Origin of the sequence: Propionivibrio sp., from assembly GCF_049316945.1 — a bacterium.
Lineage (GTDB): Bacteria > Pseudomonadota > Gammaproteobacteria > Burkholderiales > Rhodocyclaceae > Propionivibrio.
Genome location: NZ_JBMOJE010000065.1, coordinates 14,179 through 28,147, shown reverse-complemented (window position 1 = coordinate 28,147; position 13,969 = coordinate 14,179). Strand labels below are relative to the sequence as shown.

General features: G+C 59.8%; 17 protein-coding genes. 6 read left to right on the top strand and 11 right to left on the bottom strand.

The window, feature by feature from the left end; all coding sequences use genetic code 11:
* Positions 1–84: 84 nt before the first annotated feature.
* Positions 85–660, bottom strand: a complete 576-nt coding sequence (locus ACOYNV_RS15250; protein ID WP_422900648.1) for a hypothetical protein — start codon at positions 658–660, stop codon at positions 85–87.
* Positions 650–895 carry a YlcI/YnfO family protein gene (locus ACOYNV_RS15245; RefSeq protein ID WP_422900647.1) on the bottom strand — a complete coding sequence of 82 codons (246 nt, stop codon included), beginning with the start codon at positions 893–895 and terminating at the stop codon, positions 650–652. The genes ACOYNV_RS15250 and ACOYNV_RS15245 overlap by 11 nt, the downstream gene beginning before the upstream one ends.
* 125 nt (positions 896–1,020) lie before the next feature.
* On the opposite strand from ACOYNV_RS15245, the gene hisG reads away from it, so the two are divergent.
* Both hisG and hisD read left to right on the top strand, forming a co-directional pair.
* Positions 1,021–1,665, top strand: a complete 645-nt coding sequence (gene hisG, locus ACOYNV_RS15240) for an ATP phosphoribosyltransferase (RefSeq protein ID WP_422900646.1) — start codon at positions 1,021–1,023, stop codon at positions 1,663–1,665.
* Positions 1,662–2,969: a histidinol dehydrogenase gene (gene hisD, locus ACOYNV_RS15235; protein ID WP_422900645.1), complete on the top strand. Its 1,308-nt coding sequence runs from the start codon at positions 1,662–1,664 to the stop codon at positions 2,967–2,969. The genes hisG and hisD overlap by 4 nt, the downstream gene beginning before the upstream one ends.
* A gap of 124 nt (positions 2,970–3,093) precedes the next feature.
* On the opposite strand, the gene ACOYNV_RS15230 is transcribed toward hisD, so the two are convergent.
* The 9 genes from ACOYNV_RS15230 to ACOYNV_RS15190 form a co-directional block, all read right to left on the bottom strand.
* Positions 3,094–3,984, bottom strand: a complete 891-nt coding sequence (locus tag ACOYNV_RS15230; RefSeq protein ID WP_422900644.1) for a cation diffusion facilitator family transporter — start codon at positions 3,982–3,984, stop codon at positions 3,094–3,096.
* A gap of 178 nt (positions 3,985–4,162) precedes the next feature.
* Positions 4,163–5,182, bottom strand: a complete 1,020-nt coding sequence (locus ACOYNV_RS15225) for a DUF533 domain-containing protein (protein WP_422900643.1) — start codon at positions 5,180–5,182, stop codon at positions 4,163–4,165.
* A gap of 57 nt (positions 5,183–5,239) precedes the next feature.
* Entirely contained in the window at positions 5,240–6,001 is a 762-nt protein-coding gene (locus ACOYNV_RS15220; RefSeq protein ID WP_422900642.1) for a cytochrome c3 family protein, read from the bottom strand.
* Positions 5,998–6,576, bottom strand: a complete 579-nt coding sequence (locus ACOYNV_RS15215; protein ID WP_422900641.1) for a hypothetical protein — start codon at positions 6,574–6,576, stop codon at positions 5,998–6,000. The genes ACOYNV_RS15220 and ACOYNV_RS15215 overlap by 4 nt, the downstream gene beginning before the upstream one ends.
* On the bottom strand, positions 6,577–7,842 hold the full coding sequence (locus ACOYNV_RS15210) for a 2Fe-2S iron-sulfur cluster-binding protein (RefSeq protein ID WP_422900640.1): 1,266 nt from the start codon (positions 7,840–7,842) through the stop codon (positions 6,577–6,579).
* A 185-nt stretch (positions 7,843–8,027) separates the two neighbouring features.
* Complete coding sequence (locus ACOYNV_RS15205; RefSeq protein WP_422900639.1) at positions 8,028–9,347, bottom strand: ferredoxin reductase family protein; 1,320 nt, start codon at positions 9,345–9,347, stop codon at positions 8,028–8,030.
* A gap of 45 nt (positions 9,348–9,392) precedes the next feature.
* Positions 9,393–9,752, bottom strand: a complete 360-nt coding sequence (locus tag ACOYNV_RS15200) for a PepSY domain-containing protein (protein WP_422900638.1) — start codon at positions 9,750–9,752, stop codon at positions 9,393–9,395.
* A 7-nt stretch (positions 9,753–9,759) separates the two neighbouring features.
* Complete coding sequence (locus ACOYNV_RS15195) at positions 9,760–10,266, bottom strand: diheme cytochrome c (RefSeq protein ID WP_422900637.1); 507 nt, start codon at positions 10,264–10,266, stop codon at positions 9,760–9,762.
* 20 nt (positions 10,267–10,286) lie between these two features.
* Positions 10,287–10,703 (bottom strand): DUF1924 domain-containing protein, encoded by a 417-nt coding sequence (locus ACOYNV_RS15190; RefSeq protein WP_422900636.1) that lies wholly within the window; start codon positions 10,701–10,703, stop codon positions 10,287–10,289.
* A gap of 237 nt (positions 10,704–10,940) precedes the next feature.
* Between ACOYNV_RS15190 and hemG the strand changes: the two genes are divergently transcribed.
* From hemG to ACOYNV_RS15170, 4 genes are read left to right on the top strand one after another with little or no spacing between them, the layout of a single operon-like run.
* Entirely contained in the window at positions 10,941–11,468 is a 528-nt protein-coding gene (hemG, locus tag ACOYNV_RS15185) for a menaquinone-dependent protoporphyrinogen IX dehydrogenase (protein WP_422900635.1), read from the top strand.
* A gap of 49 nt (positions 11,469–11,517) precedes the next feature.
* Positions 11,518–11,838 carry a PepSY domain-containing protein gene (locus ACOYNV_RS15180; protein ID WP_422900634.1) on the top strand — a complete coding sequence of 107 codons (321 nt, stop codon included), beginning with the start codon at positions 11,518–11,520 and terminating at the stop codon, positions 11,836–11,838.
* 17 nt (positions 11,839–11,855) lie between these two features.
* Positions 11,856–12,521, top strand: coding sequence for a response regulator transcription factor (locus ACOYNV_RS15175; protein ID WP_422900633.1), 666 nt, complete (start codon positions 11,856–11,858; stop codon positions 12,519–12,521).
* Entirely contained in the window at positions 12,521–13,921 is a 1,401-nt protein-coding gene (locus ACOYNV_RS15170) for a sensor histidine kinase (RefSeq protein WP_422900632.1), read from the top strand. Before ACOYNV_RS15175 ends, ACOYNV_RS15170 begins: the two co-directional genes overlap by 1 nt.
* The last annotated feature ends 48 nt before the right edge of the window (positions 13,922–13,969 follow it).

Here is a 13,969-nt window from a genome sequence, read left to right as displayed (position 1 = left end):
GTTCTTTAACCGCACCGTTCGTAATCAGGCATGATTTTTAAAATGAGAATTGCTGATATCGCTCGGTCAGCAATGCATTCATGATTAACCCCTCGCCATTGAGAAATCACAGGGAAAGCTTACCCTTTTTGGTTCCGGCTTGTCCGGCTTAGGTTTAGCCAAGCTGTTGCCGCCCCTTTCGTCTGGCGGTGCCTCAACAGCCTTGCCATAGATTGCCTTCGCCTGCCCTCCCTCATCAAACCGTGCATGCGCTATTAACGCACACGGCTTTCCGATGTTCTTCACACCGAGGCATGCACATTTCCCCACACCGTGCTTTACCGGCGCGACTGAGGATGTCGCGCTTGAACACTCAGTCTTTGAGTGTGTCACACAGGCAGTTTCTTGCTTGGCCTTGGCATAGAGCTTCCTCTGTAGCGTCCTGATCGTATCTGGGGTGGTTACCGATGCTGAGCCGGCTTGGATGAAGAACGCTGTCGATACGATAAACCCAACAAGATGCCGATTCATCTGCACTCTCCTAGTTTTTGGGGAAGCCTTATAGACCGGGTTGGCTATGGCAAGGGGCGCCAACGTCAGCCGTGAACACTGATAGTTCAGGCCCGCAAGCCAATGAATACGGGCGTCTGTGAGTGCAATGCCATGGAAGCTAATATTCATGCGGCTTCCATGGCAGGCCATTTAAAGAACGCCTGTTTATGGGCGTCTCCGGGCGACTGAATAATTCCGCTTCACGGCGGGCGATAAATTCCTGCTGGAAACGTCGACGCTTGATGTTTGTTCGTAAAGATGACTCTACGAAACTGGATAATGTTTCCCCGTCCTGAAGGACGCTTTCAGCCGCCTGCCTGAGTTCCGGGGCGACACCCAGCGATGGAATGGTGGCGGTTTTCATGGTTGGTCTCCTGATTTGCATTGCATTTACGCTGCAAGTCCAGCGGTTTCTGGATTTGTCGTCGTTTGTCCAAGTGAGAGCGGCATTGCGGTAAAATCGCCCCTTTATTCAAGCAGGAACACGCCGTGGATGGCATTACCATTGCCCTTTCTAAGGGCCGCATTTTTGAAGAGACGCTGCCTTTGCTGGCCGCGGCTGGCATTGAGCCGCTGGACAACCCCGAGACTTCGCGCAAGCTGATCCTGACTACCACCCGCGCCGACGTGCGTCTGGTCATCGTGCGCGCCAGCGACGCGCCAACCTATGTGCAATATGGTGCGGCGGATCTCGGCGTGGCCGGCAAGGATGTGCTGCTTGAACATGGCAGCGACGGCCTCTACCAGCCGCTCGACCTGAAGATCGCCAAGTGCCGGATGATGGTGGCGATACCGGTTGGCTTTGACTACGAGAGTGCCGTGCGTCAGGGCGCGCGCATCAAGGTGGCCACCAAGTACATCAATATCGCCCGCGAACACTTCGCCGCCAAGGGCGTGCACGTCGACCTGATCAAGCTCTATGGCTCGATGGAACTGGCCCCGCTGGCCGGCCTGGCCGATGCCATCGTCGATCTTGTGTCGTCTGGCGCTACGCTGAAGGCCAACAATCTGGTCGCGGTCGAGCACGTGATCGACATTTCTTCGCGCCTGATCGTCAATCAGGCCGCACTCAAGCTCAAGCGCGAGAAGATTGTCCCGATTCTGGATGCCATCGCGAGCGTTGTCGGGCGGTGATTGCGATCAAGCGTTTTTCCAGCAGCGATGCCGATTTCAGGCAGCGGCTCGATGCGCTGCTGGCATTTGAAAGCGCGCAGGACGAGTCGGTTGACCTTGCCGTAGCTTCAATTCTGGCTGATGTCAAAACACGTGGCGATGCCGCCGTGGTCGACTACACCAAGCGTTTCGACCGGCTCGACGTTCAATCGATGCTCGAACTGGAACTGTCACGGGACGAGTTACAAGAGGCGCTCAACGGCTTGCCCAGGGATCAGCGCGAGGCGCTCGAAGCGGCGGCCAGCCGCGTCAGAAGTTATCACCAGCGCCAGCTCCTGCAGAGTTGGCAGTACGTAGATGAAGATGACACGCTGCTCGGTCAGAAGGTGACGCCACTCGACCGCGTTGGCCTCTACGTGCCCGGTGGCAAGGCCTCCTATCCGTCGTCGGTACTGATGAATGCGATTCCGGCCAAGGTGGCGGGCGTCAAGGAACTGGTCATGGTCGTGCCGACGCCGGGTGGTGAGCGCAATCCGCTGGTGCTGGCGGCCGCCGCGCTGGTTGGCGTCGACCGCGTATTCTGCATCGGCGGCGCGCAGGCGATTGGTGCGCTGGCCTACGGCACGCAGACGGTGCCGCAGGTGGACAAGATCGTCGGCCCCGGCAATGCCTACGTCGCCGCGGCCAAACGCCGTGTTTTCGGCGTGGTGGGCATCGACATGGTGGCAGGGCCTTCGGAAATCCTCATCATCTGCGACGGCAAGACCGATCCCGACTGGGTGGCGATGGACCTCTTCTCGCAGGCCGAGCACGACGAGCTGGCGCAGTCGATTCTGCTTTGCCCGGATGCGGCTTACATCGACCGTGTTGCTCAATCCATTGAAAAACTGCTGCCGACCATGCCGCGCCGCGAAGTGATTCGCGCTTCACTGGAAAATCGCGGCGCGCTGATCCAGGTGCGCGATCTCGACGAAGCCTGCGCCATCGCCAATCGCATCGCACCGGAGCACCTTGAACTTTCCTTGGCCGATGCCGAAAACTGGGTGGAGAAGATTGACCACGCCGGCGCCATCTTCATCGGCCCGTACACCTCGGAGTCCCTTGGCGACTACTGCGCCGGACCGAACCATGTCCTGCCGACCTCGGGCAGCGCCCGTTTCTCGTCGCCGCTCGGTGTTTATGACTTCCAGAAGCGAACCAGCCTGATCCGTGTATCACAAGCCGCATCGAAGACGCTGGGGCGTATCGCGTCAACGCTGGCCAAGGGCGAAGGCTTGCCAGCCCACGCCCGATCCGCCGAGTACCGCGTCGAATCAGGCTCCTGACGTCCACCGCAAAGACGCAAAGTTGCAAAGGAATCGCAAAGAAAAGCAATAAGCCTGAAAATATTGGGTTTCCTTTGCGGCAACTTTGCGCTCTTTGCGGCTTTGCGGTGGATGTGTCGTTACGTTACTTTCCCGGCGCTTCTATCGGTTCAAGATGGGTGGTGATATCCGCATGCTGGATGGCGTTGCGGATATCGACCTCGATACGTTCTGCCCAGTCGTGACCGTATTGCACCGTCCAGTCTCCGGGCACCAGAACGTTCAGGGTTACAAAGGCGCGGCTGCCGGCCTGGCGGGTGCGCAGGGCTTTGAAATCGAGTCCCTGGGCACGGTAGCCGGCCAACAGGTTCTCGATTAGCGCCAGCTTTTCCGGGGGCAGCGAGATGTCCATCAGGCCGGCGGCCGAACGGCTCATCAGCTGAAATCCGGTCCATACGATATTTGCCGCCACGAGCAGGGCAATGGCCGCGTCGAGCCAGAGCCAGCCTGTCATCCACACCAGTCCGACGCCGCCAATGACACCGACCGAGGTCCATACATCGGTCATCAGGTGATGCGCATCAGCTTCCAGGGTGATCGAATTGTGTTCCTTGCCCACGCGCAACAGGATTCGCGCCGTGGCGAAATTGATCACCGAAGCGACCACTGAAACCATTAGCCCGAGTCCAACGGCTTCGAGCGGCTGCGGAGCCAGCAGGCGCCCGATGGCCGTATAGCCAATGCTGACCGCTGCCAGGAGGATCAGGAAGCCCTCGAAAGCGCTGGAGAAATACTCGGCCTTGCCGTGTCCGTGGGCGTGATCGTCGTCGGCGGGCAGTGCCGCCAGCGTCAGCATCCACAACGCCATCATCGCACCGGCGAGATTGACGAAAGATTCAATGGCGTCCGAGAGCAGCCCGACCGAGCCGGTCAGTTGCCACGCCACGCCCTTGAGCAGGATGGTGGCAATGGCCGCCGCGATGGAAAGCCAGGCGTAACGGGTCAGCGAGGGCGGCGCTGTACTGGCTGTATTCATGCTAAAAACCGCAGTTGACTGCGACAAATTGACCGCAAAGCCAAGTTTGACGGGGGGGTTGCCCTCACCCCAACCCTCTCCCGCGGGGAGAGGGAGTTTGCACCCTTCTCCCCGCGGGAGAAGGGCCGGGGATGAGGGCTTGCGACATTGGCATTACATCCAACTGCTGTTTTAAGGTTCATGCGCCGCGCACCATGGCCATGATCTGGGTTGCATCCAGGCCACTGGCCTTTTGCTGGATCTGTGGCAGATAGCGGGCCTGCATTTCCTTGGCCGGGCCGAGCAGATTCTGGAAGCTTTCCTTCAGCATTTCCGTGTTCATCTGTCTTCCGCCCGCGTAATAGCGCCTGGCGACCTGCCCCAGCGCATAAGTGGAGGCGAAGGAAAAGGCCATGCTGGTGGCTGACTGCCCGAGCTGTTTGCCCAGGCCGCCTGCTACTTTGCCGAACAGTCCACCCAGCAGCTTGCGGCCGAACTGCTCCAGATACTGCGAGGTCAAGCCCACCCCGAGGGTGGCCAGCAGTTCGCGAATGTGCCCCTGGTCGAGTTCGTAGCCGTGTGCCTTGCCGATGCCATAGACCATCTTGATCTGCAGAGGAATGATGGCCATCGAGGCCCAGGATTGCGGCAGCAATTCGAGGGCGCCGTTGAGGATCGCGTAGTTAAGGACGCTCTTGTCCATCTCGGCCTCGGAGAGGCTGGGGGTGGCCGCTACTACCGGGCCGGGGGCCGAGTAGGCAGTTGCGACCGTGGTTGTGGCCGCGGTTCCAGCTACGATTTTTTCAACATTCGCCACGGATGACGGAGCCGCATCGTCGGCCAGTTCGGCCATGGCCTCCGCCTGATTGTTGGCCCGGTCGGTGACGCTGCTTTCAAGACCGAGCGCGGATGCAAGTTCGGCGAGGAATTTCTTCTCTGCTTCCGTCATGCGACCGTCGGCATCGCACACACAGACAGCCATTTCATAAGCCAGTTGCCGGTGCCCCGGTTCAACCAGGGTGGCGGCCGCCTCCTTCAGGCTGGCCTGCTTCAGAATGACTTTCTGGTAGATGGCCGGCAGATTGGCCGCTCCCGGCTCGCCGCCGAGTGATTCTGCGAGGCGGCGAATCTGTTCGCGCTCGCGCTCATCGTTGGCGCCGTCGGCAAACGCGGCGAGCAGCGCAAGGGTAAGGATGGCCTGTTGTTGTTCTGGATTCATGGGGTATTTCTCCAAAGGTTGGAATAATAAGTGGGTATCGTTTCAACGAGATTGCGCTTAATCGTGCTCATCTCGTTCCTTTCTGCCTGATTTTCCTTCACGATTGCCTTCGCTTTTGCCGTGCTTGCCGCGGATGTCATCCTCTTTGGCGCTGAGGTGGCACTCGACACAATTGTCGTAGTCGCGAATGCCTTCCTCGACGTGCTTGCGGCGAATGTTCTCCGTCGTGTGTTCGTGGCAGCCGTAACAGGTATAGCGGCTGTAGTCGTTACGCACATGGCAGGTCACGCAGCCCTTGTTGTGGTCGCGGTCGAGTTGGAAATACTTGTCGTGGTCGAAGGTCGCCGGCTTCCATTTGTCCAGGCTGTGGCACTGCTTGCAGTTTCCGGTAATCTGCTTGTGCAGCGGGTCGGCCGGTGCCTTGTGGCAATCCTGGCAGATTTCACGCGTTTCCTTCTTCAGCAGGTCATGGTTGAAATGTCCTTGCGGCCGGAAGCGTTTGACGCCCGCATGATCGCTATGGCACGCCACACAATCCTCGCTGACCAGATTCTGGTGGAACGGCGTCGAGGTCAGCGGCTTGGGGATGGGCAGGCCCTTCGTCGTCAGGCGACCGATTTCTGCGGGTTTGTGACAGGTGACGCAACGCGCGGATTGCGCGCCGGTCAGCGGGGCATGACAGGCAAAGCAGTCGGTTTCCAGTGTCTTGTGGCCGGGGATCAGCTTGCCCGGCCCGACCATCAGGTTGGGGTAGACGAAAACAAGAACCGTAAAAACGATCAGATTGATGGCCAGAATGATCTTGACGATTCGGCTCATATCCAGCCCCAGAACAAAAAGACGCTGATGATGTGGCCGAGCGCCAGCACCGCGAAAACAATGAAGATCGGGATATGAACTTTGCGCCACTTGGCCATGGCGTCGAACGTCACCGCATCCCAGAACAAGGCTTGTTGCACCTCCGGCTGTGACAGACCGCGCAACTGGAAGTGCTCACGTTGCCCCTGCAAATGTTGGCGCGAACGACTCAGGAGCAGTTTTCCGACCATGCCGCTGATCACATTGACGCCCATGGCGATGGTCGCCAGCCACGGCAGGATGGCGTTGAAATGGATGCCGGCATGAATCAGGACCATCAGGGAGCCGAGCCAGGTGCCGATCTCGTGCAGGGTGAGCAGTGTTTTCGGATTTCCGCTGCTGATGTATTTGCGTTTGCGCAGCGAATAGACCAGCGAGAGGATGATCAGGATCGTTCCCGGAATGCCCAGGTAGCGGCCGACCCAGACCAGATTGAACCGGTGCAGCAGAAAGTCGCCGGCCAGCGTGGCTAGCGCCAGCAAGCCAATCAGTACGGTAAAGGGCAGGATCTGCTCCCGCCAGAGCGATTTTTCCATCTAGGACTCCAGGGTCAGGCTGGTCTTGGGCGTGCACACGCAGAGCAGGCAGGTGCCCGGCTCCGGGTCGAAATCCGGCGGCTGATGGTAGCTCACTTCGCCGGACAGGATGGTCGTCTGGCAGCTGCCGCAGCCCCCGGCCCGGCATCCGGAATTGACGGCGATACCACTATTCTCGGCAAAATCGAGCAGATTGGCGGTGGCGGGCAGCCAGGGCAACTGTTTGCCCGATTGGGCGAAGGTCACGACGAGGTCGCTCGCCTTGGCGTCACTTGTTGTCGCAGCGATCGTATTCCGCCGTTTGATCGAGGCCGGGCCGAAGGCCTCGAAGTGGATGTGCGAATCGCGTACGCCCCAATCCTCCAGTGCCGGCACCAGGCTTTCCATCATCGGCGAAGGGCCGCAAATGTAGAAGTGATAAGGCTTGATCGGCAGTTGCATGCGCAATAGCTCAACCTCGATGCGGCCACGGTGCTGGTAATCGCGGCCGACGACATCCTCGGCCTGCGGGTCGCTGAAGCATACGCGCAGATGAAAGTTCGGATGTGCCGCCGCCAGGGCGTCGAGGTGGGATTTCATCACCAGTTCGCGGCCATGGCGCACGCCGTAGAACAGCCAGATCTCACGCCCTTTCTGTTCAGCCAGACTCCAGTTGAGCATGCTCAGCATCGGCGTGATGCCGACGCCGCTACCGATCAGCACCACTGGCGCCTCGCTGCGGTCGATGTAAAAATGCCCGGAGGGCGCCCGCACCTGCAAGACGCTGCCGACTTCGACGTGATCGTGAAAATGATTCGATGAACGGCCCGCTGGAAAATCGCTGCCGGCGGGCGAAGGCACGCGCTTGATCGAGACGCGGTAACAATCGGGACGCGGTGCGTCCGACAGGGTATAGCAGCGGATGATTTGTTCGCTGCCGCCGGTGCTTGTCGGCACATCGAGGCGGAAGGTCAGAAACTGCCCGGGCAGGAAAGACGGTAGCGGCTTCCCGTCTTCCGGCACAAGGTAAAACGAGCAGACCGACTGCGAAACGTCTTCGACCGTCTTGCGCTCGACCCGGAAGGTCCGGTAGCCAGTCCAGGCGGCAACAGCAGTTTCCTCGCTAGCTGGCAGCACGGCTTGTGGCAACGGCAAATCCAGGTCGGCCGCAACGCTGCGTAGCGCCTGATAACCCGTCCAGTGGCGCCAGAAGACGATGCCCAGATAGATCGCCAGTTGCAGCCCGATTCCGAACGTGATCCAGAGCGACAGCGAGAGTGATGTCATGTATTTACGCTTTCAATGAATCGGTTGAGAGCTTGTGAAAATTATAAATCCATGGCCCGAGGCCAAGCTACGCGCCCGCAGAGCCAAAGAGGACAAAGAGGACAAAGAGTTCGCTTTGCATTTCTCTGCGAAACCTCTGCGACTTTGCGTCTCTGCGGTGGGTGTTAAGGCTTTCTCCACGGCTACTAGCGCATCTCAAAGGCTTCCTGATGGAAGCGCAGACGACCATTCCATTCATCCTTCAAGCCCTTTTTCAGTGCGTCGGCGAGGCCGCTCGGCCCGCAGAACCAGACATCGGCCTTGTTCTTTTTAGAATCCGAAAGCTTGAGCGAACCGGCCGTCAACACCTCGCCATGCTTGGCGCTGTGAATGTAAAGGCGAATCCCTGGCAGCGCAGCGCACAGCGTTTGCAGACGACCGACAAAAGGGTCGATCTCGTGGTTGCGCGTACAGTAGTGCAAATCGGCTTCCTGCGTTTCTTCCGTCGGTGATTGCAGGGATTCGAGCCAGGCCAGGAAGGGCGTTACGCCAATCCCGCCGGCCACCCAGATCTGGCGGCTATCCGATTGGTTGCGAGCCAGCTGGAAGCGGCCGTAGGGGCCTTCGATCTTGACCGTCTGCCCGCTCTGAATGTGTTGCGCGAGATTTTTCGTGAAATCGCCCAGTCCCTTGATGAAGAAGGTGATTGTCCGGTCGCCACGGTCGGCACTGGCAATGGTGAAGGGGTGTGCGCCTTCAATCCAGTCAAAGGTGATGAAGGCAAATTGCCCTGGGCGATGGGCTTGCCATTGTTCGTCAAGCCGGCAGGTGAGTTCGGTGACGTCAGCCTCCCGGTTGACGGTAATCACCGAGCCATTCACCTGACGACGACGCCCGATCATCCCGGCCAGTGACATGAAGCTGGAAACCACACCGACGGCAAGGCAGACGGCCATCAGCACGCCTACCGGTTGCGTCCAGTAAGTGAGCGGCGCCAGCAAGGCGGCGTGCAGGGCCAGCATCAGATAGAGTACCGGCATGACCCGATGCAGGTGACGCCAGAGGTGGTAGGGGAAACGCCGCCACAGGGTGACGGCAAGCATGGCCAGCGTCGCGTACAGCGCCGGTTCGCCCATGTCGTCGCCGAGTTCGCGCAGCACTTCGAGCAAGCCGTCGTATTTGATTTTCGGCAGACGCCCTTCGACTCCGATGAGCGGCTTGAGGATGTCGCTGGAGAGCTGGAGCAGCCAGTGACTGGCGCCAAAGCTGATGGCCAGGATGCCCGACCACTTGTGCAGGCGGTAAATGCGGTCAAGGCCGCCGAGCGGTTTTTCCAGCCAGGCCGGACGCGTGGCGAGCAGCATCGAGAGCGACATCAGGGCAATCGACAGCAGGCCGGTCAGATACATCCCTTCTTGCCGAACAATCCACAGGATGTGGCTGTTCGGCGGGAAGGTGGTGGCGGCCAGATCAAGCCCCCAGGCGGCGGCGATGATCGCCAGAAGGGGAAATAAGATGGTTTTCATGACGTTTTCACTTGCGAAATTATTTTTTGGACTTCTTTAAGGTATCTATTCAGCTCGTTCGGCGCCACGTTCCTTCTTCCTGTCCTGGCGTCGCGCTTCGGTTATCTCGCCGGTCAGCGCGTCGACAGAAAGCCGCATGCGGCCGCCGTGCTTGTCGTTGGCCCGGACTTCAAAAAGCTTCTGATGATACTCAATCTTGTCGATGTTCCAGTAGCCCAGGGCGCTCAGCCTGTCGTAAATCTGGGGAATCGTTTTCTCCTGCGCCGGATTGCCTTCAGGAGCCACTTTTGCGCACTGGGCGAATGCCGGAGAGGTGGCCAGTAGCGAAAGCAGCAGGCTGGAGCCGAACAGGGTGGCAATCATTGGCGACGAGCGTTGGGGAGAATAGCTTGAATTTGCATTCATTTCATCATCACTCGTCGTAATAGCCGCGTTCGGCGTCGGTGTGGCAGGCCACGCAATTGGCCTTGCTGCCGACTTCCTTGGCTTTCCATTCGGCGCTCGTAATCTCGCGGTGCTCGCGTACCCACTTGGGCAATTCGGTAATCCGCAGCGGGGCTTTTTCCAGAGACACGCCGCGTATCAATTTGCCGCCATAGCGCTGGCCACCACTGTCGGCGGCATTGGCGTCGAGGTAGCGGGCAATGCGCTCGGTGGTGGCGGCGTCGAGGCTGGCGTCGTCGCCGAAATGGTTCTTGAGGTCGCCCATCATGCGCGTCCATGACCTTTTCGGCAACATCGACGCGGGAAAGGCCAGGTGGCAACCGCCGCATTCCTCGCGCACCACCGGATCGGCGACCGGTGGGTAGTAATACCCGCCGCCGGCCTGCGCCCGCTCAAGCAAAATGCCCGAGAAGAAAAGGACAACGAGTCCCAAGACAATGGGGCGGAAGGGGATTTTCAGGGCGATGGCTTTCATGTCATTTTTTCCTTTCAGGCTTACTGGCTGATCACGAAGCTGAGCCAGTCACCCTTTTCGAGCGGTGTGCATTCGCGTCCCAGTACGTCGTTGCAATTGCGCTTGAACCATTTTTCGACCTTGGCCGGGTCGGTGTAACGCGTCGGGGTGACCGATACGGCGACCGCTTCGATCGATTTGCCGGCCGGGGTGCGTCCGGCACTGCGCGGGCTGTCGGCGTGGCAGGAGGTGCAGGCCGGCGTATCCGCCTTGCCGCCGGCAAACTTGGTGACATGGAGCTTTTCGCCACGGGCGGCGGAAAAACCGGAAAATGCCGGGGAAGCCGACTTGGCGGCTGTCGCGTATTGCTCCAGAAGGTCATCACGGGGGGTGGCGAAACTGCTGAGCGGCAGAAAAAGCGTGGCCAGAAGCAGCGTTGTGGTGGTTTTGGTTTTCATGTGGATCTCCTTTCAATTTGCGGGTTGAGTGCACTTTGCCGGAGTGAACCTGAACGGAAGCTGAATCGGTTGTTAACCGTCCGTTCAGCTTCGACGCAGCACAGTGCACGTCAATGAACGTTTTCTGCCGGCGCGATGCGTTGCCGGCAGCAGGCTGGTCTTTGCGCAATTTGGAACTAAGCGACAACCGGATGGGCGCAAATTGATACACTCGGGGAATAATCACAGGGAAGCCAAATGGCCAATATCCTCATTCTCTTTTCGTCAACCGATGGGCACACGGAAAAGATAGGCAAGCGTCTGAAGCAGGTGATTGACGCGAACTCGAATCAGGTAACGCTGCTTCCCGTCGCCAGTTTCCGCGAGGTCGATCTGGATGTTTTCGACAAGATCGTTATCGGCGCCAGCATTCGCTATGGAAAACATGACCAGCGTGTTTTCGATTTCATCAATAGTCACTTGCCGCTTCTCGAGCGCAAGGCCAACGCCTTTTTCTCGGTCAATATCGTGGCCCGAAAGCCGGAGAAGAACCTACCCGAAACCAATCCCTACATGCGCAAATTCCTCCGGCAGATCGCCTGGCAGCCCAGGAATCTGGCCGTTTTTGCCGGCAAGCTCGATTATCCGAAATACGGCTTTGTCGATCGCTTGATGATCCGCCTGATCATGCTGATCACCAAGGGGCCTACCGATCCAGCGACGGTCGTTGAATTTACCGATTGGCAGAAAGTTGATGAATTCGGTCTTCTTATCAGTGCCATGTAGCCCTCTTGATGAATGCTTGCGAGGCGACGCGATGAGAACGAGACGAAAAATGCCTGGCTGGCTGGCGCTTGGCCTGATCGTATTCTTTGCCGCGTTTCATTCCGGCCACGCCGCCGAAGTCGGCGATCATGATCGCGCGCGCCAGGCGCTTGAAGCTGGCGAGATACTGCCGCTAAAAACGGTGCTGGAAAAGGTTGGTCGCGATACGCCGGGCCAGGTCATGGAAGTCGAACTGGAGCGCGATAAAGGGCGCTGGGTGTACGAGATCAAACTGTTGCGTCCAGGCGGTTCGCTAGTGAAGCTCAAAGTGGACGCCCGTGACGGGGCGGTTATTCCGCGCCTGAATCATGGTGCAAAAACTGAGCATTGATTTGGAGGTAAACACGCATGCGAATTCTGGTCGTTGAGGATGAACCGACAATCGCGGCGCAACTGGCCGAGGCGCTGGGGGCCGCCGGGTACGCCGTCGATGTGGCGGCCAACGGTGTCGACGCTCACTTTCAGGGCGGCGACGAGAACCAGCCCTTTGATGCGGTGATTCTCGACCTCGGGCTGCCGCAGATGGACGGACTCACCGTTCTGAAGAAATGGCGGGCTGCCGGACGAAGCATGCCGGTGCTGATCCTGACCGCACGCGACAACTGGCACGAGAAGGTCGCCGGGATCGATGCCGGAGCCGACGATTACCTGGCCAAGCCCTTTCACATGGAGGAATTGCTGGCGCGCCTGCGCGCGCTGATCCGCCGGGCCGGTGGCCATGCCAGCGCCGAACTGGTGTGCGGCGAGATAGTGCTCGATACCTTGCACAGCCGCGTCACGGTAGGCGGGCAGGCGCTGACGCTGACCAGCCACGAATACCGCGTGCTCGATTATCTGATGCACCATCCGGGGCAACTCGTCTCGCGTAGCGATCTGATCGAGCACATCTACGCCCAGGACTTTGATCGCGATTCCAACACCGTTGAAGTCTTCATCGCCCGCTTGCGCAAGAAGCTGCCCGAGGGCGTGATCGAAACGGTGCGCGGTCTTGGCTACCGCCTCGTCGGCTCGTGATGTCTGCAGGCCAGGGACGCTCATCGGTGGCGCTGCGCGGCTCGCTACGCCTGCGTCTGCTGCTCGGGACGCTGGTCTGGATCGCGGCCTCGATTGCCGTCGCCGGATGGGCGCTTGGTGTCCTGTTCAGCCAGCACGTCGCCATGCAGTTTCATGCCGAACTCAATACGCATCTCGATCAGCTGGCGGCGCATCTGGTGGTCGATCAGTCCGGGCAGCCAGCGCTCTCCGTTGCGCAGAGCGAGCCGCGTTTCAGCCGGCCCTACTCGGGCATTTACTGGCAGATCGATGGGCTTGAGCGGCCGCAGGGTACGGCGCTTGGACTGTTGCGCTCACGCTCCCTCTGGGATGACGTGCTCAAGGTGCCTGTCGATGCGCCGCTCAATGGCGAAGTGCATCAGCATCGTATTGCCGGCCCAGGTGGCGCGCGATTAGGCGCCGTCGAGCGCGCCGTCATGCCCGAGGTGGCGGCCGGTCAGGCCGGCAACGCATTCCGGCTGGTGGTCGCCGCCGATGAGCGGCAAATGCTTGAGCCGGTCAAAAAGTTCAGCGGCATGCTCTGGCTGGCGTTGGGCCTGCTCGGGTTGGGGCTGGGCGCGGTGGCCGTCATTCAGGTGCTGGTCGGACTGGCCCCGCTCAGGCGTTTGTTTGGCGCGCTGGCCGCCGTGCGTAGCGGAGATACACAAAAGCTTGAAGGCCATTTTCCAGGCGAAGTCCAGCCGCTGGTCGAGGAGTTCAATAGCGTCCTGGCGCAGAACGCCGAAGTGGTCGAACGGGCGCGAACGCAGGCGGGAAACCTGGCGCATGCCTTGAAGACGCCGCTCAGCGTGATCGCCAACGCGGCGAACGGAAAGGATAGTGAGCTGGCTCGGATGGTGTCCGGCCAGGTTGAAGTGGCGAGAAAACAGATCGACTACCACCTGAGCCGGTCGAGGGCGGCAGCCTCGGTACGTGTTCCCGGTGCGCGCACCGTGGTTTTGCCGGTGCTCGACGGGCTGGTACGGGTGATGCGGCGAATTCATGTCGAACGTAATCTCGAAATTGTTGTTCAACCGGTCAGCCAGCCGGCGGTCTTTCGCGGTGAAGAGCAGGACTTGCAGGAGATGCTCGGCAATCTGCTCGACAACGCCTGCAAATGGGCCGCGCAGCGTATCGAGGTAACGCTGGCTGTGGTGAGTGACGAACTCCGGATTACGCTTGATGACGACGGGCGCGGCATCGCCGAAGGCGAGCGGGAGCGAGTACTGAGCCGTGGTGAGCGGGCCGACGAACAGGTTCCCGGCTCCGGTCTCGGGCTGGCGATTGTCGAAGACCTGGCGCGCCTCTATGGCGGGCGGGTCGAACTGGCCGACTCGCCGCTGGGAGGTTTGCGCGTAGTGCTGGCCTTGCCGTCGGCCTGACGTTCTGCACAGCAGGCCGGGCTGCGAGCCAATAAAGACGGGCATCTT